A 19878-nucleotide genomic window follows, 5' to 3' on the forward strand; every position below is an offset into this window, starting at 1 on the left:
ACGCCCTCCTCGTTGACGTAGGCGCAGGTGAAGGCGGCGCTGCTGTGCTCGCTGACGGCGTCGCAGTCGGCCAGCGTCTGCCAGTTGCCGTCGCCGTTGCAGATTTCGGCGACGTTGCCGGCGCACCGCGTGGACACCGGCGCGCACCCGTCCGGCGCGAGGCAGCGAGGGAGGAAGGCGGTAGCGAGAAGAGAAGTGAGCAACAGTGCTTTCATGCGAGTCCTCGGGCTTGGGGCCTGTCGTTGAAGGTGACGAGAAAGAGATTCCGGCGAGGACTCCGGCGGTGGAGGCCGAAGCCCATGGGGCGCGCCTCCGTCACGTACAGCCCAGGAGGCGTCCTCACGGCCTGCACGAGGGCGCCCGCGACATCGTAGAGAGCGCCCAGCCTGTCGCTGGGGCGGATGAGGGCGTCGCCCGTGGCCGCGTCGACGAGGCCGAGGCGCTCCAAGTCGCGGAAGTGGAAGACGAGCTCGAAGTTCGTCCGGGGGCTGTTGCCGGAAGGAGTCATGCGCAATGACTCAAAGGCATCCGGCTCCACCTGGCAGGGGACACGCACGGGCGGAAATTCGCGACGGAAGGCTTCGGCCAAGCCGTCGTCGTCCGCGTCCACCAGCACCGGCTCGCGGAAGTCCGCGTCGTACCCGCTGGCATGGAGGCCCGGGCCGGGCCCCGCCATGGCGGCGGTGTCCAAGCGGTGCAGCTCCGCGAGGAAGGGGAAGATGAGCCTGCCCCTCATCAGGCCGCTCCGGGCAAGGAAGGCTTCACGTAGGGCGAGAGCAAGAGGTCCACCTCCGGCTCTCCGGTGAGAGGCCGCACCGTGGGGCGGACACTGTCGAGGCGGTAGCTCTGCTCGCGCGTCCGCTCCTCCACCACCCGCCAGCGCGTGCGCTCCTCCAGGGAAGCCTCGTCCGCCAGCGGCGAGAGGCTTCGCAGGACGAGGAGCATGCAGGCCCGGCGGATGGCGGGCGGCGTGCACCCCTCTGACGTCCCGTCCGCCTCGGTGTAGCCCCACCGCGCGCCCACCATGACGTTGCCCTCGCCACGCGGGAAGACGCGCCCATGGCGGAAGGTGAGGCGGGGCCCGTCGAAGCCCGCGCCCACCGGGGCACCCACCACCACCAGGCGCTCCTTGGAGAAGGACACGTCCGCCCCGTACAGCGCCAAGCGGTAGAGGCGAATGGGCGGCACCGGCAGCCAGAGGGACGGAGTGCCGCGCCCGTCGAGGTGCAACGTCGCCGAGCGCGGCTCGAAGTACCACCCCGTCACCTTGTCGATGGTGCGGGTGGCCTCTTCCAGGAGGACGGCCAGGCGGGTGTCGCCCGCCATGGCCGGTGTGACGCCCTCGGCGCGCAGGTCGGCCACCGTGGCGTACACGTCAGTCCTTCTCCCGCTTGGCGCGGCGCGTGTCCTTCTCCTCGCTGGCCTTCGGCAAGTCCTCCGTCGTCAGCGTGCCGGCGGGCCGCGCCGCACTCAGCTTCAGCTCGTCGCTGGCGCTACGCTTCACCTTGGCCTCATCGGCCTCGGCCGCGTCGAGGGCCTTCGCCTCGGCGTCCGTACTCACGTCGAAGGCGAGCGGCGAGTAGGCGTCGCCGGGGAGTTGGTGCACGGTGCGCAGGTAGTCCGCCACCGGCTTCTCCACCCGGTACCACCCGCGCTCCTCCTGAAACTTGATGCCGGCATACGTGTAGCGCCGCAGCACGTGGCCGCGGCGCGCGTCGTAGGCCTTGAGTCGGACGAGATAGGTGTTGTCCATGGTGAGCCTCACAACTGCACGTTGATGGCCTTGGCCGTGCCGGACTCCTCGGCGAACTTCGCGTCGAAGCGCAGCGTGGCCACCACCTTCAGCGTGCCCTCGGAGATGTCCCGCGCAGACTCGATGCGAATCTGCCGCCAGATGCCGACGTGGATATTCTTGGGGTTGCAAAGCAACACCGCCGTGCGGTCATTCGTCGCGCCGAGGTTCTCCGGCCAGAGAGGAATCGGCCGCAACGGGACGCCCGAGTAGAGGACCGGCGCGTCGCCCTCGAGGAACTTGTCGCCGACAGCCGTGGCCCTCTCCGCCAGCGTGCTGCGGTAGTCCAGGTCCGCGTCTACGCTGGTAAGAGGAACCCCATGCTGCTCTTGTCGCGCAGGTGCTCCGAGGGCAGCGACTTGAGCAAGTCGCCCAGGACTTCCTTGGAGATGGGCGCGCCGGCCGCGTCCACGACGTTGCTGGTGGCCTGCTTCAACACGCCGTCCAGCGTGGCGAGGAAGGGGTCCGCCGAGGCAGTGTCCCCGTTGACGAGGATTTCCTCCATGTCGCGGGAGATGGCGTCCGCCATCATCTCCATGAGCGTCTGGCGCAGCTCGCCGCGCTCGATGGAGTCCTCCAGCACCTCGTCGGAGAGGCGCACCTCACCCTTGAAGAGCTTGGCGTCCAGCTCCACCTGGGAGAGGTCCGGCTTCACGCGCTGGGCGGCGGGGACGGCGGTGGCCTCCTGTCCCGGGCGGAGGATGCGGCTGCCGAACTTGAGCTTGGAGAACTGCTGCTTGGGGGCCGCCATCGGGACGACGGTGCACTGCTGCAGCAGGACGGACTGTTTAATCAGCAGGCGCATGAACTTCTGCGCCTGGGCGGGCTGGAGGATGCCGCCGCCGGCAGTGAGGTCGGCGAGGGCCAGGTCCGCCTTGGCCAAGAGGGTGCTGTTGTCGATACGACTCATGGGGATTCCTTGGGCGTTGAGGCTTCCTGGTGGCGGGTGGGGACGTCAGACGTCGTGGAAGGAGAGGGCCTTGTCGACGCTCTCCCGGTTGAGGGGCTTGTTGAGGTCGAGGGGCCAGCCGACGTCCTCGACGGTGGGCTTGGGCGGACGCTCCGCGGGGGCGCTGCTGTTGGGCAGGCCGTGCTGCTTCTCCACGCGGCCCAGGCGCTGGTGCTGCTCCTTCACGCTGCCCTCCAACGCGCGGACGGCGTCGGTGAGCTTCGTCAGGCCTTCCATGAGGCCGGAGGCGTCGGCGCCTGGCGTGGGCGCGGGCGGAGCCGGCTGAGCGGGAGGGGGCGCGGAGCTGGCAGTCTTCTCTCGCGCCTCGACGTCCTCCTCGTCTTCGTCCTCGTCCTCCAACGCGTCGGCCAGCGCGCGCAGGTGCTGGGCCACCTCCACCACGCGCACGCCGTCGATGCCGTCCGTGGAGGCCAATGCCTCGACGAGGGCCGTTACGGCTTCGAGTGCCTGCTGGGCTGAGGCGAGGAGGGCGTCATCGGCCTTGGAGGTGTCCGAGGCGGCGCTGGCGGCGCCCTCGGCTTGCGTGGCGTCCTGGGGCGCGTCGTGCATGTTGTCTCCGTCCCGCTTCACCAAGAGGAAGCGGTGCTTGTTGGCGGCCCTGTCCACGAGGGACACCTCCTCCACCACCATGTCGACGAGGCGGTGGACGGAAGCGGGGCCTTGGGTGGTGCTCGTCATGCGGCCTCCGGCTGGGAGTCAGCGGCAGGTGTGTCGGAAGGGGGCGGCTCGGTGGCGGGGGAGGCCTCAGGGAGACGGCGCGCGGTGCCGCCAATGCTGAAGCCCGTCAGCTGGCCGTCCTTCACGCGGCCCCAGAGCTCGTCTGAGAGGACACGCACGGCGAGCAGCCAGGTGCCCTTGCGCACCGGCACCTCGCCCAGGTTGAAGTCGACTGGGGCCAGGTAGCTCTCCAGCACCTTCACCTTCCCGTTGACGCGCATCTGGTGCATGAGCCCCAGGCCGCCGAACTCCTCCATGAAGCGGTGCGCGGCCTGGCGAATCTCCGCGGCGGAGTAGATGTCGCCCTGCGCGTCCACCGTCTCAGGCTCCAAGACGACACCCAGGACGTACCGCTCGTCGTCGGGCTCGACGCCCTTGAGGAGGGACGTCGTGGTGGCGAAGGGGGCGGTATCGGGCGACTCCTCCGGCTGCCAGTCGTCCACCGCGAAGTGGCCGTCACCCTCCAGCGCCTTCGCAGCGGGCTGGTAGTTGGAGACGAGGAGCTGCGTCAGCACGGAGGAGCCGCCAACGCCACGCATGGCGGCGATGGTGCGAGGCGTCCGAATGCGCTTCACGAGGAAGCCGGAGCCTTTCAGCATTCCGGGTAGCTTGCCCCGGATGCCATACGTCATGAGCCAGCGGCCCTTCAGCGACTTGAGGACGCCGTAGAAGCGCTCCTCGTCGAAGTCGCCCTCGCCGACGTCGACGTTGTAGCCAGGGTAGGGCGGGTCCAGGAAGAGGACGGTGTCCTTCCTGTCGTACTTGCGGACCACCTTCTCGTAGTCGCCGCTGTACACCTTCACGCGCTTGAGGCGCGGGGCGAACTGCTCGATGCGGGAGAGCGTCTTCGCTTGAGTGCCCGCGCCGTTGGGGCTGAAGCTGCGACCGCGCAGCTTCCCGTAAGAGAAGTGCGTCAGGTAGAGGAAGCGGTGCAGGCGCTCGACGTCACCCTTCGGCTTCGCGTCGAAGAGGCTCTTGAAGGTCTTTTCGTCGCCCACCCACGGCAGCTTTTTCAGCTTGGCCAGATTCGCGGGCGTCAGCTTCTGGATGAGCCGGTACGCGTCGGCGATTTCGGTGTCGGCGTCATTGATGGCTTCGACGTCCGAGGGCGTCTTCTCGAAGAGGACGGCAGCGCTGCCGGCGAAGGGCTCCACATACGTCTTGTGCGCGGGCAGCATGGCCACCAGGCGCTTCGCCAAGCGCTTCTTGCCCGCGGGGCTGCCCCAGATGGTTTTCTCCACAGGCTCGCCCTGGAGGGACTCCAGAACGTGTCGGGCCCGAGCGAGGGCCTTGGCGAGGGTGTCACCCATTGCAGAGGCCCTCTGGGTCGAAGCCCCACGTCAGCTCCCCGGAGGTGGGGAGATTGAGGTCGCGGGGCCAGACGACGGGCGTCGCCTCGGCCTTGGCCGTGGACGTCGACTCCGGCGTCGTCGTGCTGTCCTCCGGCGTCGGAGGTGAGGTGGGGGTAGGTGTCGAGGTTGCCTGCATCGCGTTTCGTCTCCGGAAGAGACAAAGGCCTGCGACGCGAAATCGGGGACATCACTAAGTGATGGCGAGCGTCGTGGTGCGGCAGAGGCCGTGGTACGGCGGGAAACCCACGCCCGCGTCCGCGAGCTGCCTGTCCGAAGCGAGGGCGCGGAACTCGCCGACGTCGTCGCGGGTGCCGGCGGCGGAGCGGAGCACCTCGGCCAGGCGCGTCTGTTGGCCGCCTCGGTTGACGTAGAGGAGGGCACGCCCGGTGTCCGCGTCGAGGCGCTCTCTCACCCAGGGCAGCTCCTGCTTCACATCCTCCGGGCGCTCAAGGGACTCCAGTCGTTCGAAGCGCTGGAGGGCCTCGCCTACGGAGAATGTCTTCCCGTGGAGGAAACGGCACACCTGGGTGGTGGCCTCGTCGAGGACCGCCTCGATGCGGTATCGGTGGATGCCGGCCTCTGCGTAGCTGCTCACCTGGGTGAAGGAGCGCCCCTGGGCGATGAAGTGGCTCGCCACCACCTCCCAATAGAAGGGGGCCCGCTCGATGAGCGCGCCGCGCGCGGCCCGCTCCAGGGATTCGGCGATGTCTCCTCTCCCCAGGCCCGCTTCAAGCCCCTCGGCCACGAAACGCCGGGCCTCCTGGCCGAAGGCGTCCAGCCGGCGCCCGTACTCGTCCCGGACGAAGTTGCCCTGGGTGCGGACGATGTGCTGGGCAATGCGCCTATCGACAGCGTTGAAGCGGGCGGCGAGGGCGAGGCCCTGCTCTCGCCGGGCGTGGCTACGGGTGGACGCCACCACCTCCTCGGCTGCGTCGCCGAGGGGGGCCTGGATGCGGGACGGGATGAGGGCCGTCTGCCGGCCGGCCGCCTCCAGGGCCTGGGCGACGAGGCGCCTGCGCTGAGCCGCCGTCGTCATCCTCCAGTCCACGTCGAGGACAGCCACCGCCTCCCGCATGGCGTCCACGTCGGCGCGCCCGACGGCGCGACGGAGGCGCGCGGCAAGCAGGGCTACGGCGCGGTCCATGCCCGCTGCGGTGCCGACGTCCAGGGCCTTGGCCACCGGCAGCCGCAGGACGTCTCCCAGGAGGGTGTCCGCCACCGCCCGCGCCTCGTGCAGGAGAAGGAGGCTGTCAGCGGGGGCCGTGCACACGGGGCACCTCCTGCGCCACCAACTCCACGGGACTGCGGCGCCTGGCGCGCACTTCGACTCCTGCCGGAGTGGGGGAGAAGACGACGTCGTGGCTGGCAGCGCACCTGTCACAGAGGGCGAAGACGAGGAGTCCGTTGCGCCAGAGCGTCGTCGTCTCCTCCAGGGGGCCGCGCCTTCGGCACATGCGGCACTCCAGGACACCTCGCTCGGCGTCGGCCTGGGCCTGGAGCACCCACGCGCGGTGGAACTGCTCGGGCGTCATGGGGCCCTCTCCGAGAACCAGGTGTCGAACTCCTCCCGGGGGACGGAGACAGACTCGGTGTCCATGTAGCGGCGCGCGAGCGCCAGGCGTCCTTGGGCGAGGCGCTCCTCCTCGGCCCGAAGCTCTTCGCGCAGCCCCAAGAGGCGCTTGGCCTCGCCCAGCAGCGAGCCCTTGTCCTTCTGAGGCGTCAAGTCGGTGGAGCCGGTTTGGATGCCCGCCAACGTGAGTGTGAGGGGGCGTCGGACCCAATCATCTGAAATCTTCCGGAATTCGCGGTGGAAGATGTCGCCGGCAAGGTGGCGGCCCTCCTCGGGTGTCAGTACGCCCACTCGGACCAGGCGCTCCACCATCTCCGTCATGCGCTCCGGGTCTCTCGTAGCCGTCGTCTGCGACCTGAACTTCCAGAAGCGCACGCCCATGTCGGCGAGCACCTTGCGGTTGAGGAGGAAGTCGAACTCGTCGCGCTCGGGCTGGAACACCTGGTCTTCAGCGAAGCGGAGCTGCGCCTCCGCCACCGAGCGGTTGAAGTCACGCCCGTCGCCGCGCAACAGCGGTGGCAGACGGAAGGCGCTGCCCACCTTGTCGATGTTGCGTTGGTCGTACTGCTGGAAGAGGGCGTCCTGCTGCTGGGCGTCCGTCAGGGGGCGCAGCTCAATCTTCGCGCGGCCTCCGTCGCCGGTGCCGGCGCCGTCCGCCTCAAGGATGAGGATTTTGTGGAAGTTGGCCTTCCCCTTGAGATTCTCCTCGATGAAGCGCTCGATGCGCGGCACTGAGGCGTCAGAGAGCCTTCCGCCCGAGACGAGCAGCGCCAGAGGGGGAACGCTCTTGTTGTTGAAGTAGAGGTAGTTGACCTCCTCCATTTGCCGGGAGCCGAGGACGGACAGCAGGGTGCCCACCCAGCGGGGAATGCCGTAGGGCGAGCGCGGCGAATGAATCGCGAAATGGATGAGCTCCGTGGCGGGCCCGTCCGAGGCGTCCGTGGCCTTGAGGGTGGCGACGTCCTGGAAGGTGCGGCCGGTGAGGCGGGAGATGACGCGCGAGTCCCCGAAGGACTTGAAGTACACCCGCTCGCTGCCCTGCACCTGGATGTAGCGGCGCAGGCGTCGACGGGTGGTGACGGTGTCGAAGCTGACGGCGGAGATGCGCACGCGCTCGCGCACCTCGACGGCCTCCTTGTCCAGGGGCAGGAGGCGCACCGTGTACGAGGGTACGTAGACGAAGCGGGCGATGTCGCCCTTGCCGTCGCGCAGCACCTCCCAGTAGGCGTTGCCCGTCACCTCGAGGTCGTGGCGGGTGCGTCGGCGCAGCTCGACGAAGCTGGAGTCGAAGCAACAGAAGTCGAAGAAGGACTCCAGGCGGGCCTTCTCCACCCGGGCCTGCTGACGCACCTCCTCCGCGTGAGCAGCGACTTCCTCATCCGTGGGGCGTAGGGACGTCCCCGGGGGCAGCGTGCCCGCATCATGGGCGGCGTCGCGCTCCAGGGCCATGGCGTCGGCCACCTTCTCCTGCGCCCCGTCGGCGTCGAAGTCGATGGCGGGCTCGAAGCGGTAGCCGAAGCCGTCGATGTTCGTCGCATAGGCATCGACATTCTGGCGAAGGGAATTGGAGTGCTCGACGAGGAGACAGAGGGCCTCCGGCTCATACGGAGGCTGCAGCGCACCCGCGTCGGAGAAGGCCAATGCCTCCTCGCCACCGGGGCGGCTGGCGGGCTCGTCGACGCGGGCGCCCACCACCACCGCCTTAAGGATGGCCTGGAGGCGCTCCTCGGCCTGGTGGACTTCAGCTGGCACCGTCACGGACGGTCCTCCACGTAAGCCAGGAGGCCCGTGGGGGTGTGAGAGACGGCGCGCACTCGCTGGCCGCGGGCCACAATCTCCACGCGGACTGCCTCCAGCAGTCCGTCGAGTGTGGAGGCCTCGACCGTGAAGCTCGGCCCAGGGTGTGGCGCGCCGCCCGAGCCAGAGGAGAGGACGAAGACTTTGACGTCACGCTGCACACGGGCCTCCCACGCGAAGTGGAGGCAAGGCGCGCGGTGGGAGGGGGGCCCTCGACGTGCGGGGGCGTTGGGGGGCGCGCGCCTCACCTCCAGCGAGGACAAAGGCCTCGAGCCCGATTTCGGGGACATCCGGTCGCGCGCTTTTCGGTCGGAAGTGAGTGACAGGCCGTGCCTCGCGAAACCAGGGTAGAGAGCTCACCAGGATTGGCGTCCGCCCCGGCTTCTGTCCCCGCAGGCATGGCGATGGTGCGCTGCGCGGTCACGAGCCACCGTGTCCGAGGGGCGGGTGGTGCACCGGTCGAACCACAAAAAGATGCAGCGACTGCCCGCCGGAGTTCGAGACCAGAGGCCTAGGGATTGTATGGGGGGCTGCCGCCGCCCTCATTGTCCCAGCCATCCTCCTGGTGTCCCGAGCTATGCCATTCTGCGGCGGGGGGCGCCTGGCGAGCGAGTGGACTCATGCTCCAGCATCCGAAGTCCAGCAACTGGAGGGTGCGGTCCTCAGCCTGGACGCGGTATGCAATCCACTGGTCGCCCAGGAATACCCGGTGCGTTCCTGGCGAGACGACCGCGAGTTCCTTCGCATGAGGGCGCTTCAGCTTGGGCGGGGACTGGGCTGAGTCTTCGGCCGCTGCAGCGAGCATGTCCAGCCGCTCCTGGATGGTTTGGCGCTCGGAGGGAGGAAGCTGCTCGTATGCCTCCGAGAGCTCAGGGACGATGGTGACGCGATAGGACATGTGAGATGCCTCGATGGGGGAATGGGCCTGCCATGCTTGCGTTTCGCCCGGGAGGTCCACGTGACTGAAGGGGGCAACTCAAAAGTAGTCATGGAGGAGTTCATTGCCGGCCGCAGCATCCCTTCATTTCCGATTTCCCCTAGGTGCCAACTTGGGCGGCCGCCCATGGCCTCGCCGAGCGAGGGCTTCGAATGAGGAATAAGTCAGGGGCTATCACTATCAAGTTGCCGACTTCGGCCCTTCGCTGACTGAGAGTTTCTACTCCAATCTGCATACCGTCGCTGCGCCCCGGCGTGTACTCTCTCTGGAGGGCGAGGGGCAATGCTCAGAACTTATCCGCAAGAACTCGGCGCAGAGGGCCGAGCCCGTTACAGTTAGAACTCCAAGATTGAGGAGGAGAGGTGCACAGCCACGAGAGGACACGCGGCGTGGTAGGGGATTGGTGAATTCACGCTCCCGGGCTCCTCGTGCCAACTGCCGAGAATGGTGGGGGCGCAGGGGGCGAGTGCTTTCTGCAAGCATTTGTGATACGTGGGTGCTTTTCCTCAAGCCCAGCCGTTTCAGGAGGGGCTCGCAGGCGGAAGGCTGGGAGTTGTCATGGGGAGTGGCTCATCCCCTCGGGTTGTGTTCCGTGCGAGCGCGGTGTGGACTCCAATGATAGAACCTGGCGAAGCTCGTCCACGGAGACTGACAACACCACGGTGTCGCTTATGGATTGGACGATACGTGTGGGCAGCTCGACCCGGCCGGCGTGGAAGAAATTCCAGAACGCACCAATCTGGTCGGCGGCTTCCGCGCGCAGCTTCACCTGAAGCTCCTCGACCTTCCAAGTCTCGGCGTCAATGGACAAGGCCTCCACGACCCCTATCTCTTGCCCCCCTGCGGCCACAACGGTACGGCCTGGGCGGATACGCTCCGAAAATCGCATATGCCAACTCCTTGCTACTTCATCAGGATGGCCATGCCAGCATGGAAATGCTGTGTTCCTCGCGATGCTTGGGCGGACGCTGGTCACGCTCGCCCGCTGCCTCAGGATGCGAGGGCGGGGCGTGCACTACCTGGATGAACTTCAAGCGGGCGAGCAGCCGCATGACCTGCCAGGTTGGATCCAGCTCGAAGCGCTTCGCGGCGAAGTCAGGGCTCGCCGGCCGGGCATGGTGGTTGTTCTGGAACAGCTCGCCCATGCACACCACGTCCAGGGGCAGCGTGTTGCGTGACTGGTCCCGGGTCGTGAAGTTGCGATAGCCGTACCGGTGTCCGCACCAGTTCACAATGGCGCCATGCACTGGCCCCATCACGAAGTGGGCGGGTAGTAGTGCCCAGTGCCATCGGCGCGTGGCGAAGCGCTTGTAGAAAAGGGTGTAGAGCGCACCGAATCCCAGGTGGGCGGTCCAGCTATTGAAGAAACGGTCCACGGTGGGCCATTCGGGGTAGCCACCGAGGAAGCGCGCCTCGGCCTGGATGCGGCCGGTGAGAAGGCCCCCGAAACGACGCGCAGTCTCCAGCATCATGCGCGGCAGGTGCTTGTGGTGCGCGGGCGAGTGCGGGTCGCGGACGGTGTCCGCATGGGCGTGGTGCTCGCGATGCAGGATGGCGTAGGCGCGTGGGTCGAGGTAGCTCGAACCTTGCACCAACGCGGCGCTCAGGTGCAGCATGCGTTCGGCGCGCGGAGTCATCGTGTACATGCGGTGCGCGGCGTAGCGATGCTGGAAGAGGCTCTGGAAGAGCACACTCAGCATCCAATGGGAGGCGAAGAAGAAGGGGACCATATTCGTACCAAACCCTGGCGTGTCACCCCTCAATCAGCTGATGCTTGATAACGGATGCAACACGCGGGCGGGCTACGGCTAGCAAGCCTGGTAGGCTGATATCCATGGCAGTCCCAGGCTGAACACGGGGGCATCCAGGGCGCAGATGGCGAGCCTGAACATTGCGGGGTGCGCGGACGGAGATTGGATGGTGAGGAAAGGGCTGCTGTTCAGCCAATCACCCTCACTCCAATCTCCGTGCCACCCCGGCGCTCGGGCGCACGCTCTCGCTGGCATGCAAGGGCTACGGCCCAGAACTTGTCCGCGTGCCCGCGGTTGCTGCGCTCGGCGTCGAAGGACACCTTCCCCGAGGGCAGCACGCGCCGCTTGATGGAGTGAATCTGCCCGACAAGCTCACGCTGGCGCGGCAGGGTGACGTCGCGGCGCTGGAGGAGAATCTTGAAGTCGGTGGCCCAGCGCTCCTTGGCCTCGTTGGTGAAGTTCTCCTCCACCACCTGGGGGAAGTCGCGGGCGAGGTTCTCGGCGAGGTTCATGCCGATGCCGCTGCGGTCGACGGAGAGGCGCGCCACTGGCAGGACGGAGAGGAGGCGCCGCAGGTGCGCCTCCTGCTCCGCGAAGGGCACGCCCTCGAAGCTGCGCAGCATGCGGCACGTGAAGCGCCCACCCGTCTCCTCGAAGACGGCCAGCTCCGAGCGGTCTCTGGTGCGACCCACATCGAAGCCCGCGACCAGGCGCCCCTGGGGCACGGGCACGTCGGAAGCGTCCTGGGCCAGCGGCAGCTCGTCGGTGGTGCATGGGAGGATGAGCTCGTAGGGGAGGAAGCTGTAGGACTCGTCGACGTAAAAGGCATTCGAACTCCTGCTGAAAGTCCTCCTGGGGCAGGGAGTCGAACTGCTCGGTGAGGACAGGGCGCCCGAAGCGAGCGACGCGCTCCTCGGTGGACATGAGAGGGGCCTCCACTGCGGCGCGCCTCACGTCCAGGCTGAAGAAGCGGCACAGCCACCAGGGCACGTGCTGGCGGGTGTGGTGCGGGTACTTGCGCAGCTCCTGGGTGTCTATCTCCCAAAAAATGCCGCGCCGGCCGAGCGGGGTGCTGCCCCCTGTGAGTTGCCCATGCGAGCGTAGGATGAGGGCGGTGCTGCCTGTATAGACTTCGCGGTCGTTGACCAGGTGCGCCAGCTCGTCGAGGTAGACATCGCCGCGCTTGCCGCGCGGAGGCTTGGCGGGAACGGAGATGATGCGCGAGAGGCGCCGGCCCTTGGCGTTGGACTCGAAGGCCAGCTCCGTCTTCGCGTCGGTGACGAGCTTCTTCTGGTAGGCGAGCGGCAGCTCCTCGTACACCTGCCGGGCGATGAGCACCTTCTCCACCGCGTCCGAGAGGTTGTACGAGACGAAGACGGCCGTGTGGCCGTCGCGCAGGTGGCAGCGGGCGAGGGCCTCGAGGGCGAAGAGGAAAGAGAAGCCCACCTGGCGGCTCTTCGCCACCCACCTGAATCGGGAGCGGTTGCCGAGAAAGGACTGCTGGTACGGCTCCAGCACCACGGGTTCGTTGTCGTACTGGCACAGCCCGGAGATGAAGCCCGCCTCGGTGGCGAGCCACTGGGTGAGGTCGTCCTCGGTGCGCTTGACGATGCCGAGCGTCACGGTGTCCTCCTTCAGCCGAGGCCGACGGTCATCGACGAGGAACGCGCGGCATCCTCCAGGACGCCGAGCACCTCGGGCTGCCAGAGGAGCTGGTAGGCGGAATGGTCCTGGAGGGTGCGAGGGACGGCCTCGGCGTAGTCCTGGCCCGCGTCCGTCAGCTCCCACTCTTCGTGCTCGTTGCGCCGCTGGAGGCCGCATGCCTCCAGGCGGAGGTTCATCTTCCTGGCGGAAAGCCCCACCTTCTGGCCGAGCTGCGTGGCGGTGAGCCGCGCGGGTGGCTCGGCGGCGGCCGACAGCCCCCTGCGATGGGGCTCCATCGTCAGCCCCGTGTCCGTGTGGATGGCGTCGAGCGCGCGGGCCGCTGCCAGCTCCGGCGTGAGGCCCGGGATGAACGAAGCGAGCGTCCTGGCCACTTCCAGGTGGGCCAGCACCAGGTCCTGGAGCGGTGAGACGGGGGCCAGGCGTGGCTGTGGTGACGGAGCACCTGACGCCGTGTGGCTGCCCGTCTTGCGGTGTGCCTCGAAGTTGAAATGGGCCAGCGGATGCACAGCGACTCCTCTTGGGGAAATGCCGAGGCCGCGCGGGGCCCGGCTCAAGAATGCACAGCGTGGTTAATGACTTGTCTTGTGGGGGCGACAGAGCGCGTATGGCCGCGTCCTCTTCACGAAGGAGTCGCCATGTCTGCCTATGCCGCTGTCGCCCGCCCACCGCGTACCCTTACGGAGAAGGAGGTGGCGCTGCTCTTGCGTGCCACGGGGTTGCACCGGGATGGATTCCGGGACCACTGCCTTTACAGCCTTGCGCTGGCCTCGGGCTTGCGTGAGCACGAGTTGGTCGCCCTCAACATCGGCGACGTCTTCGACGAGCGCGGGCGCGCACGCCGGCACGTGACGCTGACCGTCTTCAAGGGCAGCCGCAGGCACCCGGGCCCCCAGGAAGTCGTCCTCTCGGACACGGTGCGTGCGAAGCTGGAGAAGTTGCTGCGCCTCAAGCGCGCGCAGGGGCACGACGTGGGGCCCCAGGCGCCGCTCTTCCTGAGCCGCAAGGGCCTGCGCCTGTCCACGCGGCAGGTGCGCCACGGCTTCGCGGTGTGGCAGGAGCGCGCGGGCCTGGAGCGGCACCTGAGCTTCCACGCCGTGCGCCACACCGCATGCACCGGGGTGTACCGGCGGACGAAGGACATCCGCCTCACTCAGAAGTTCGCGAGGCAGCGAAGCATCGACTCCACCGTCATCTACACGCACCCCTCGGATGACGAGCTGGTGCGCGTGACGAACGACTTGCCCTGCTGATGGGGCACGCCGCCTCCGCGCTGAGCGCCCGCGAGAGCCCCTGGTTGGGCCGTGGTGCCGCGCGGAGGCGGTGAGGGGCGGCTGTGCGCGGAGCCCGCGCGGACCGCCCCAGGCGCATCCGGGGAAAGTGAACGGCGCGAAGCGTTCACTTACCGAGCGCAAATGAACAGGGGAGGGGTGTTCACTTTTTCGGAGATGACTCCCTCGAAAAGGGCCCCAGGTACACGCCCCGGCGGCGAGGCCCACACGAAAAAACGCACCACCCCCCACCCTGGCGTCAGGGGTAGGCGGGGTAGGCGTGCTGGCGTCATCGGTAGGCATGGTGGCGCCCGGCCGGAGCAGGCGGTGAAGGTGACTGGGGAGGAGCTGGGCCGCGCGACGGGCGGCAGGTGGCGCCAACCTGGGGAAAGCGGCCATGGGCCTCGGCGCTTCGGCCCCTCATGAGGCCTCGTAAGCGCGCGAAACAGCGTGGGGGCGGTGACGCCGAATGGCCGCCTTTACCTATTTTCGGCCATTCGGCTCGGCCCTGGTAACGGCACGCGCGCCCAGGTGCGCGCGGGGCGGAGTGTGGGGGCACGGAGGGCGTGGCTCGGAGTCGTGGGGCTCACGAGGAGGACAAAGGCCTGCGGCCCGAAGCGCTGGGGGACACGCGCGCACGAAAGGGGCGTCACGCGGCGACAGGCGCGGCGCGCGGGGCTGACAGGGGGCGCGCGCCAGGTGGGCCACGTGGCGGCCAGCGGGGCTTCGGCGGGGAACGGGCAAACGGGCCGGGGAAGTGAACGGCGCGCAGGAGTCCGGCCCGCTGGACGGAGTGTGCTTCCGGGCCCGAATTATGGCCCGGAGCGATACCGCGGCGCTCGAGCACCTGGTGGCTGTTCGCCCCAACCTCGCGAAACTACGGGGGCTGTGGCGCCAGGCGTGTGCATCCGCGCGCCAGGTGGAGCTCCCGGGGGAAAGTGAACGGGCGTGGCCTGGCCCGGCGAAAGTGAACGGCGAAACTGAACGCGAAAAGTGTCCGTTCACTTACCGGAGGGCGCTTTCAGACGGGGTCGGCGGGGGCCGCGACGCCCGTTGGAGGCGCCACGACTGCGTCGGCCTTGGGGCTTTCCGGGGCGGCTGTGTCGAGGTCCTCGTCGTCGCTACTCGACACCTCGGCGTCCACCTCGCCGCGCTCGGCGGGCGTCGTCTCCCGCGCGGCGCGCAGGGCCTGGGCGTGCCGGGCCTGCAAGCCCTCCAACGAGAAGGAGGCGTGCAGCTCCTGGCGAGAGTCGGCGCCGCCCATGAGGTACTCCTTCAGTCTCACGAGGGTGTTGAAGTCGGTGGGGTTGTCGACGCGCACGCGGCCTTCGGCGAGCGCCTCCTCGAAGCCGAGGAGGTAGCCGTCAATCATCTTCAGGGCGTCGTCCTTGGAGACGGCGATGGCGGTGGCGCGCAGTTCAATCAGCTTCTGGTCCGCTTTGGTGGCGATGCGCGTCTTGGCCTCCTCGCGGCGGCGCAGGCAGTTGTGCTCCCTGGAGTAGTTGGCGACGAGGGAGGTGGCGACGCCGAAGCGCTCGGCCAACTCGCGGTACGAGGCATAGGACGTCATGGTGGAGCCGTTGGGCAGCGTCTTCACGTCGCCGAAGACGAGGGCCTTGTCCAACTCGTGGCGCGGGAGCGCGGGCTCCTCGGACTTGCGGGGGCGGCCCGTCTTGCGCTTCGGAGGAGGAGGCGTCTCGTCCGGCGTGGGCGTCTCTTTCAACGCGAGCGTCTCGGCCGGCTGCTGGCCCGCGGCGAGGAGGCGTTTGCGGCGGCCGAGGCAGTCGTGCTGCTGGGCGTACCTGGCGACGGCGCTGTGGGCGACCCCGAAGCGCTCGGCCAGCTCGCGCAAGGAGGGGAAGCGGCGCTTCACACGTCCCCGCGTGGTGGGCACCTCCTCGCCTACCACGAGGAGCCTGTCCACCTCGTCATGCGGTAGCCGAGGGCCTTCGGACTTCGTGGGGCGCCCCAGCTTCTTGAGGGGCTTCTTCTGGGCCATGCCTTCCCTCAGCAGCCTCCGGGGGGCGGTGCTGCGGCGTCCACGTCTTGGGTGCGCAGGCGCTGCATCAGCCGCGTGCGCTGGCGCTTCAGCCGCTGGTACGTCCTCTCGGCCTCGGCGGCGTCACCTTCGACGAGACGGCTGACGTAGGCGCGCAGCTTCTCGCGCCGGACGACGGTGGCCATCAGGACTTCGACGTCGCTGCGAGGCAGGGTGGCCCGGGCGAGGTGTACCAGCACCGCATCCCTCCGCACGAAGCTCCGCCGGACGTTGGGCCGCCTGGGACTCTCCACCGGCGTGGCGGGCCGAGCGTCGGGCAACCACGCGGCGAGCTGCTGGGGCGTGTACCTGTCGTGCTGCTCCGCGCGCTCCTTGCGCAGGTACCGGAACACCTCGCGCGCCGTCTGCTGGCGCAGCCGGACTGCCGTCCAGTCCTGCCAGCGGGGGAGGGGGAAGTTGCGTGCGACGGAGAGGAAGGTGGCGAGGACGAGCTGGTCCAGGTCCTCCTTGGGCACGCCGTTGCTGTGGAGGCGGCGGCGCAGGTGGCGCAACATGGGGGCGTAGGCGGAGGCGAGGGCCGCCGTCCACGCGGTACTGGGGGAGTCCTGCATTTCGGCCACCAGGGCCCGGGTGAGGGCTTCGCGCTCCGGGTAAGTCTCCTCGCGTGCGTCAGCCATGGCGGCCAGCACCGATTCGAGCGTGGCGTGGCGCGCGAAGGCGGGCCGCCGCGTGCGCGCAGCCGCGAAGACGGCCTGGTGCCGAGGTGCGAGCGCCTCCACACGCAGCAGGCCCAGGAGGTGGCCGAAGAAGTCTCTCACCGGGGGCGTGCCTCCCACCACTCGCGCACCAACTCCAAGAAGTCATCCAACTGCATGGTGACGAGGGGCGGTTGCCCGTCGTCCTTGCACACAGCCAGCGGCCACCGGCCCGGCGGGCACGTCTCCACCGCTTGGCGCATGGCCTCCCGGACATTGGTGCGCCGATGGGCTTTCGATTCCACCCAGAAGCACGGCACCTCGACGTCCGGTACCTCTTCACCACTGCGGTATTGGAGGCCGCGGCGGATGAGGGCCTCCGGCATCGCCTCACGGAAGCGGTGGACGAGGGCGCGTTCCCAATCGGCACCCTTGCGACGGGAGGAGGCGCCGCTCATGAGACACCTCCCGACTCCTCTAGCAGCCGCTCCATGTGCCCGCCACGGGCCATGCGCACGGCGAGGCAGCGGGCCACCTCCAGCGCGCAGCGAGCGTCCGCCATGGCCCGGTGAGGCGTGGGCCGGTGGAGGCCGAAGCGCTTGGCCAGCGCGTTGAGGGAGAGAGACTCCACCTCGCCCGTGGCGAGCAGCGGCCACGCGAGGCTGGCGGTGTCGAGGCGGTGGTAGTCGACGGAGGGCAGGGGCAGCGCGGTGCGGCGGTAGCCCTCGGTGAGGAAGCCCCAGTCGAAGCTGGTGTTGTGGCCGGCCACGAGGGTGCCCGCCAGGAGCGGCGTCACGGTGGCCAAAACTTCCTGGAGCGGCAGCGCGTCCCGCCACTCCTCGTCGGAGTAGCCACACACAGCCAGGGCTTCGGGGTGGGCGTCGGCCAGCCGGGTGGGCTTCACGCGGGCCTCGTACTCCGCCAGCACCTTGAGGCTGCGGGCGTCGACGCGCAGCACGGCCACCTCCAGCACCTCGTGCCGGGAGGCGTCCAAGCCTGTCGTCTCCAAGTCAATGAAGGCGAGCGTCCGCAGGTGCTGCGGGATGCTCGGGAAGAGCGGCGGGGGGAGCGCAGAGACAGGGGTGGTGTCGGAAGCAGGGTGAGCGAGCAGCACTATGCGACCTCCTTGGCCCAGAAGCGGGGCGAGTGGTGTTTGGCGGCGAGGGAGTCCAGCTCGGCCTTGAGGAGCGCGACGCGCGCGGTGCCCAGGCGCTTGCCCGCGTCCTTCAGCAGCGCGTCGAGGGCCTTCTTGTCGACGCTGGCGAGGCGCTGCACCAACTCCTCACGGGGGAGGCCGGTGGCGCGGGCCAGCACCGCGACGGTAGGCTCCAGCGGGTAGTCGAGGCTGGTGGTGTTGAACATGCGGTAGCGCGTGCCGGCGAGGACGAGTTCGTCCTTCTCGGCGAGGTGGGCGCGGAGGACGTCCTCCAGCTCCGCCTTGCGCGCGCCGAGAATCTTCGCGAGGTGGGCGACTTCCTGGCGCTCCCGGGCGACGGACTCCAAGTCAGACGTGTCCTCGCAGACGACGTCACGCTGTCCTTCCAGCGCCTGGGCGTAGGCGGGGCAGTCGCGCCGGTGGTCGCAGTGCACGCAGTTGGGATTGAGGCGGGCGGGGAAGGACTCCGCCTTCTCCATCTGCTGGCCCAGCGTCTCGACGTAGGCGAGGGCGGCTTCCAACTGCTCCTCGGTGCGCGTTGTCTCCTGTCGCACGCCGTGGCGCAGCATCCACATGGACAGCCGCACCTTCTTCGCCCAGGGCCACACGCGGCGCGCGGCGAGGGCGTAGAGGCTGAGCTGGAGGCTGGAGTCCAGCTCCTCGCGGGTGAAGAGCTGGTAGTTGGACTTGTAGTCCATGACGTGGACTGTCTCGTCATCCACCCAGTCGACGCGGTCGATGAAGCCCAGGACGGTGAAGGGCCCCACCGGCAGGCGGAACTCCTTTTCCACGGCGAGGATGTCGCGGGAGTCCACGCGGCCCTGCTGGCGGACGAAGTCCCGGAGGATGCCGAGGCCCTGCTGGAAGAGGTCCAGGCCACTGAGGCCCGAGGCGGCCCACGCTTCACGGTAGAGCTGGAGGGCGCGCTCCTCGGAGAGCGGGCCCGCGTACTCGGTGTCGATGACTTCCTGGAGGAGCCGCTCAAGGACAGCGTGCAGCGCCTTCCCGAAGCTCAGGGGGATGCCGGGCTCGGCGGTGCGCTTGTCGAGGTAGTGGAGCTGGTAGGACAGCGGGCAGGCCTCGAAGCGGCTCAGCCGGCTGTATGACAAATGCTGGTTTCGCAGTCCGCTCATGGAGTGGGCCTCCTGGCCGAAGCAGTGGCGTGTCGCGAGACAGTCATCACGCTCTTTTCGAGAGACACATCAAGTCGAAGCAGGCAGACAGAGAGGCCCCTTGCGTGTGTTTCACGGGCGGGGGGCACGCTCATGGCGACACCTCGTCCGCGGAGGCTTGCCGCTTCTCGAAGGACATGACGCGAGAGCCAGGGAAGGCAGACAGGACGCGCACCAGGGTGGCGGCGTGCTCGGGGGTGAGCTCCTTTCGGGCCTGGCCGGTATAGGCCGGCACGAGCCACACCTCGCCGTAGGTTTCCGAGGCGAAGCACACCTCAGTACCGAGGGACTTGAAGCTGGCGATGTCCTCGTCGGTCAGGCCGCGCAGGGCGGAGAGCGGGGACTCTGCGTGCGCCGCGTCCAGCTCCTTCACATCGGGAGACGGAGCTGGTGGCGCGGGCTTGGAGGCGGGGGCTGGGGCGAGCTTCTTCGAGCCGGCCTCGCTCAGCGGAAGCCCGAAGAGATCCACCGCAGCCGGGGCAGGCTTCGCCGGAGGCACGGGGACAGGCGGCGCGGCCACGTCACGACGGGGGCGGGCCTGCCGGTTCACCTTCAGCCACTCGGTGCAGGTACCCACGCCGGGCAGGGTGCAGCCACCGCCATGCCGGTAGTGCAGGCAGTGGTTGCCCTCGCCGCGGACATAGGCTTCGCACGTCACGCCAGGCGGGCGTTGTTGAGCAGGGGTGGGCGGGAGGTGGTGTGTAAGGGCCATGCGCGGAGGTCGGCGGCGCGTGTTTGCCGATACATCCTAAAAGCACCCCATCCCTTCGATTTGGGACAAGAAATCTTTTTGCCCGATTTCTTTTTTGATTTTTCCGGGGCGAACGACACGCGGCCATAAGGCAGAGCAAAGGCCTCCGGCGCGATTTCGGGGACATGCCGTCACCGGGTGGCAGAAAGGTGGCAGCCGGTGGCAGGCACTTTTTGAAAGACTGCCACGAAATTCCCCAGTGAAAACAACGGAGTGGCAGTGGTGGCAATGGTGGCAGTGTTTTTTGGGGTAATGCACCCTAGGGGGAGTGAGACTTCGATTCCCC

At 68.4% G+C, this 19878-nt stretch carries 26 protein-coding genes; 2 read left to right on the forward strand and 24 right to left on the reverse strand.

Annotation, left to right across the window (positions count from 1 at the left end; genetic code table 11):
• The 17 genes from BLU09_RS24035 to BLU09_RS38895 all read right to left on the reverse strand — a co-directional run.
• On the reverse strand, window positions 1-215 hold a 215-nt coding region (locus BLU09_RS24035; protein WP_090492080.1), incomplete at its 3' end, for a hypothetical protein.
• Window positions 212-736: a hypothetical protein gene (locus BLU09_RS24040; RefSeq protein ID WP_090491847.1), complete on the reverse strand. Its 525-nt coding sequence runs from the start codon at window positions 734-736 to the stop codon at window positions 212-214. The genes BLU09_RS24040 and BLU09_RS24035, both read right to left, overlap by 4 nt.
• Window positions 736-1374, reverse strand: a complete 639-nt coding sequence (locus BLU09_RS24045) for a hypothetical protein (RefSeq protein ID WP_090491848.1) — start codon at window positions 1372-1374, stop codon at window positions 736-738. The genes BLU09_RS24040 and BLU09_RS24045 overlap by 1 nt, the downstream gene beginning before the upstream one ends.
• A gap of 1 nt (window position 1375) precedes the next feature.
• Window positions 1376-1753: a hypothetical protein gene (locus BLU09_RS24050; protein WP_090492081.1), complete on the reverse strand. Its 378-nt coding sequence runs from the start codon at window positions 1751-1753 to the stop codon at window positions 1376-1378.
• Window positions 1754-1761: 8 nt separating this feature from the next.
• A complete protein-coding gene (locus tag BLU09_RS24055; RefSeq protein ID WP_026114327.1) occupies window positions 1762-1989 on the reverse strand; it encodes a hypothetical protein in 228 nt (75 codons plus the stop codon).
• Between the two features lie 101 nt (window positions 1990-2090).
• Entirely contained in the window at window positions 2091-2702 is a 612-nt protein-coding gene (locus tag BLU09_RS24060) for a phage major capsid protein (RefSeq protein WP_090491849.1), read from the reverse strand.
• A gap of 45 nt (window positions 2703-2747) precedes the next feature.
• Window positions 2748-3440: a hypothetical protein gene (locus tag BLU09_RS24065; RefSeq protein ID WP_090491850.1), complete on the reverse strand. Its 693-nt coding sequence runs from the start codon at window positions 3438-3440 to the stop codon at window positions 2748-2750.
• Entirely contained in the window at window positions 3437-4789 is a 1353-nt protein-coding gene (locus tag BLU09_RS24070; protein ID WP_090491851.1) for an XkdF-like putative serine protease domain-containing protein, read from the reverse strand. The genes BLU09_RS24065 and BLU09_RS24070 overlap by 4 nt, the downstream gene beginning before the upstream one ends.
• Window positions 4782-4967 carry a hypothetical protein gene (locus tag BLU09_RS24075; RefSeq protein ID WP_090491852.1) on the reverse strand — a complete coding sequence of 62 codons (186 nt, stop codon included), beginning with the start codon at window positions 4965-4967 and terminating at the stop codon, window positions 4782-4784. The genes BLU09_RS24070 and BLU09_RS24075 overlap by 8 nt, the downstream gene beginning before the upstream one ends.
• A 54-nt stretch (window positions 4968-5021) precedes the next feature.
• Complete coding sequence (locus BLU09_RS24080; protein WP_090491853.1) at window positions 5022-6101, reverse strand: head morphogenesis protein; 1080 nt, start codon at window positions 6099-6101, stop codon at window positions 5022-5024.
• Window positions 6082-6363 carry a hypothetical protein gene (locus BLU09_RS24085; RefSeq protein WP_090491854.1) on the reverse strand — a complete coding sequence of 94 codons (282 nt, stop codon included), beginning with the start codon at window positions 6361-6363 and terminating at the stop codon, window positions 6082-6084. Before BLU09_RS24085 ends, BLU09_RS24080 begins: the two co-directional genes overlap by 20 nt.
• Entirely contained in the window at window positions 6360-8159 is a 1800-nt protein-coding gene (locus BLU09_RS24090) for a phage portal protein (RefSeq protein WP_090491855.1), read from the reverse strand. Before BLU09_RS24090 ends, BLU09_RS24085 begins: the two co-directional genes overlap by 4 nt.
• Window positions 8156-8359 (reverse strand): hypothetical protein, encoded by a 204-nt coding sequence (locus BLU09_RS24095; protein ID WP_090491856.1) that lies wholly within the window; start codon window positions 8357-8359, stop codon window positions 8156-8158. Before BLU09_RS24095 ends, BLU09_RS24090 begins: the two co-directional genes overlap by 4 nt.
• 350 nt (window positions 8360-8709) lie before the next feature.
• The gene (locus BLU09_RS24105) at window positions 8710-9096 is read right to left on the reverse strand and encodes a type II toxin-antitoxin system RelE family toxin (RefSeq protein ID WP_244171989.1); all 387 of its coding nucleotides are present in this window, start codon (window positions 9094-9096) and stop codon (window positions 8710-8712) included.
• A 595-nt stretch (window positions 9097-9691) separates the two neighbouring features.
• The gene (locus tag BLU09_RS24110) at window positions 9692-9955 is read right to left on the reverse strand and encodes a PRC-barrel domain containing protein (RefSeq protein WP_244171990.1); all 264 of its coding nucleotides are present in this window, start codon (window positions 9953-9955) and stop codon (window positions 9692-9694) included.
• Between the two features lie 91 nt (window positions 9956-10046).
• Window positions 10047-10865, reverse strand: a complete 819-nt coding sequence (locus BLU09_RS24115) for an acyl-CoA desaturase (protein ID WP_090491858.1) — start codon at window positions 10863-10865, stop codon at window positions 10047-10049.
• Between the two features lie 209 nt (window positions 10866-11074).
• Window positions 11075-11617 carry a phage terminase large subunit family protein gene (locus BLU09_RS38895; protein WP_244171991.1) on the reverse strand — a complete coding sequence of 181 codons (543 nt, stop codon included), beginning with the start codon at window positions 11615-11617 and terminating at the stop codon, window positions 11075-11077.
• Window positions 11618-12035: 418 nt separating this feature from the next.
• Here BLU09_RS38895 and BLU09_RS38900 point away from each other — a divergent pair, with 418 nt between their 5' ends.
• A complete protein-coding gene (locus tag BLU09_RS38900; protein WP_167371146.1) occupies window positions 12036-12605 on the forward strand; it encodes a hypothetical protein in 570 nt (189 codons plus the stop codon).
• Here BLU09_RS38900 and BLU09_RS24130 read toward each other — a convergent pair.
• Window positions 12521-13057 (reverse strand): hypothetical protein, encoded by a 537-nt coding sequence (locus tag BLU09_RS24130; RefSeq protein WP_090491861.1) that lies wholly within the window; start codon window positions 13055-13057, stop codon window positions 12521-12523. The two genes, BLU09_RS38900 and BLU09_RS24130, sit on opposite strands and share 85 nt — an antisense overlap.
• 129 nt (window positions 13058-13186) lie before the next feature.
• On the opposite strand from BLU09_RS24130, the gene BLU09_RS24135 reads away from it, so the two are divergent.
• The gene (locus BLU09_RS24135; RefSeq protein WP_090491862.1) at window positions 13187-13801 is read left to right on the forward strand and encodes a tyrosine-type recombinase/integrase; all 615 of its coding nucleotides are present in this window, start codon (window positions 13187-13189) and stop codon (window positions 13799-13801) included.
• Between the two features lie 1039 nt (window positions 13802-14840).
• On the opposite strand, the gene BLU09_RS24140 is transcribed toward BLU09_RS24135, so the two are convergent.
• The 6 genes from BLU09_RS24140 to BLU09_RS24165 form a co-directional block, all read right to left on the reverse strand.
• The gene (locus tag BLU09_RS24140; protein ID WP_090491863.1) at window positions 14841-15818 is read right to left on the reverse strand and encodes an AT hook motif domain protein; all 978 of its coding nucleotides are present in this window, start codon (window positions 15816-15818) and stop codon (window positions 14841-14843) included.
• 8 nt (window positions 15819-15826) lie between these two features.
• Window positions 15827-16657: a hypothetical protein gene (locus BLU09_RS24145; protein ID WP_090491864.1), complete on the reverse strand. Its 831-nt coding sequence runs from the start codon at window positions 16655-16657 to the stop codon at window positions 15827-15829.
• Window positions 16633-16971 (reverse strand): hypothetical protein, encoded by a 339-nt coding sequence (locus BLU09_RS24150; protein WP_090491865.1) that lies wholly within the window; start codon window positions 16969-16971, stop codon window positions 16633-16635. The genes BLU09_RS24145 and BLU09_RS24150 overlap by 25 nt, the downstream gene beginning before the upstream one ends.
• On the reverse strand, window positions 16968-17627 hold the full coding sequence (locus tag BLU09_RS24155) for a 3'-5' exonuclease (protein WP_090491866.1): 660 nt from the start codon (window positions 17625-17627) through the stop codon (window positions 16968-16970). The genes BLU09_RS24150 and BLU09_RS24155 overlap by 4 nt, the downstream gene beginning before the upstream one ends.
• A complete protein-coding gene (locus BLU09_RS24160; protein ID WP_090491867.1) occupies window positions 17627-18802 on the reverse strand; it encodes a RecB family exonuclease in 1176 nt (391 codons plus the stop codon). Before BLU09_RS24160 ends, BLU09_RS24155 begins: the two co-directional genes overlap by 1 nt.
• A 130-nt stretch (window positions 18803-18932) precedes the next feature.
• Window positions 18933-19553: a hypothetical protein gene (locus BLU09_RS24165; protein WP_090491868.1), complete on the reverse strand. Its 621-nt coding sequence runs from the start codon at window positions 19551-19553 to the stop codon at window positions 18933-18935.
• Window positions 19554-19878: the final 325 nt, after the last annotated feature.

It is taken from the genome of Myxococcus virescens, assembly GCF_900101905.1.
Classification (GTDB): domain Bacteria; phylum Myxococcota; class Myxococcia; order Myxococcales; family Myxococcaceae; genus Myxococcus; species Myxococcus virescens.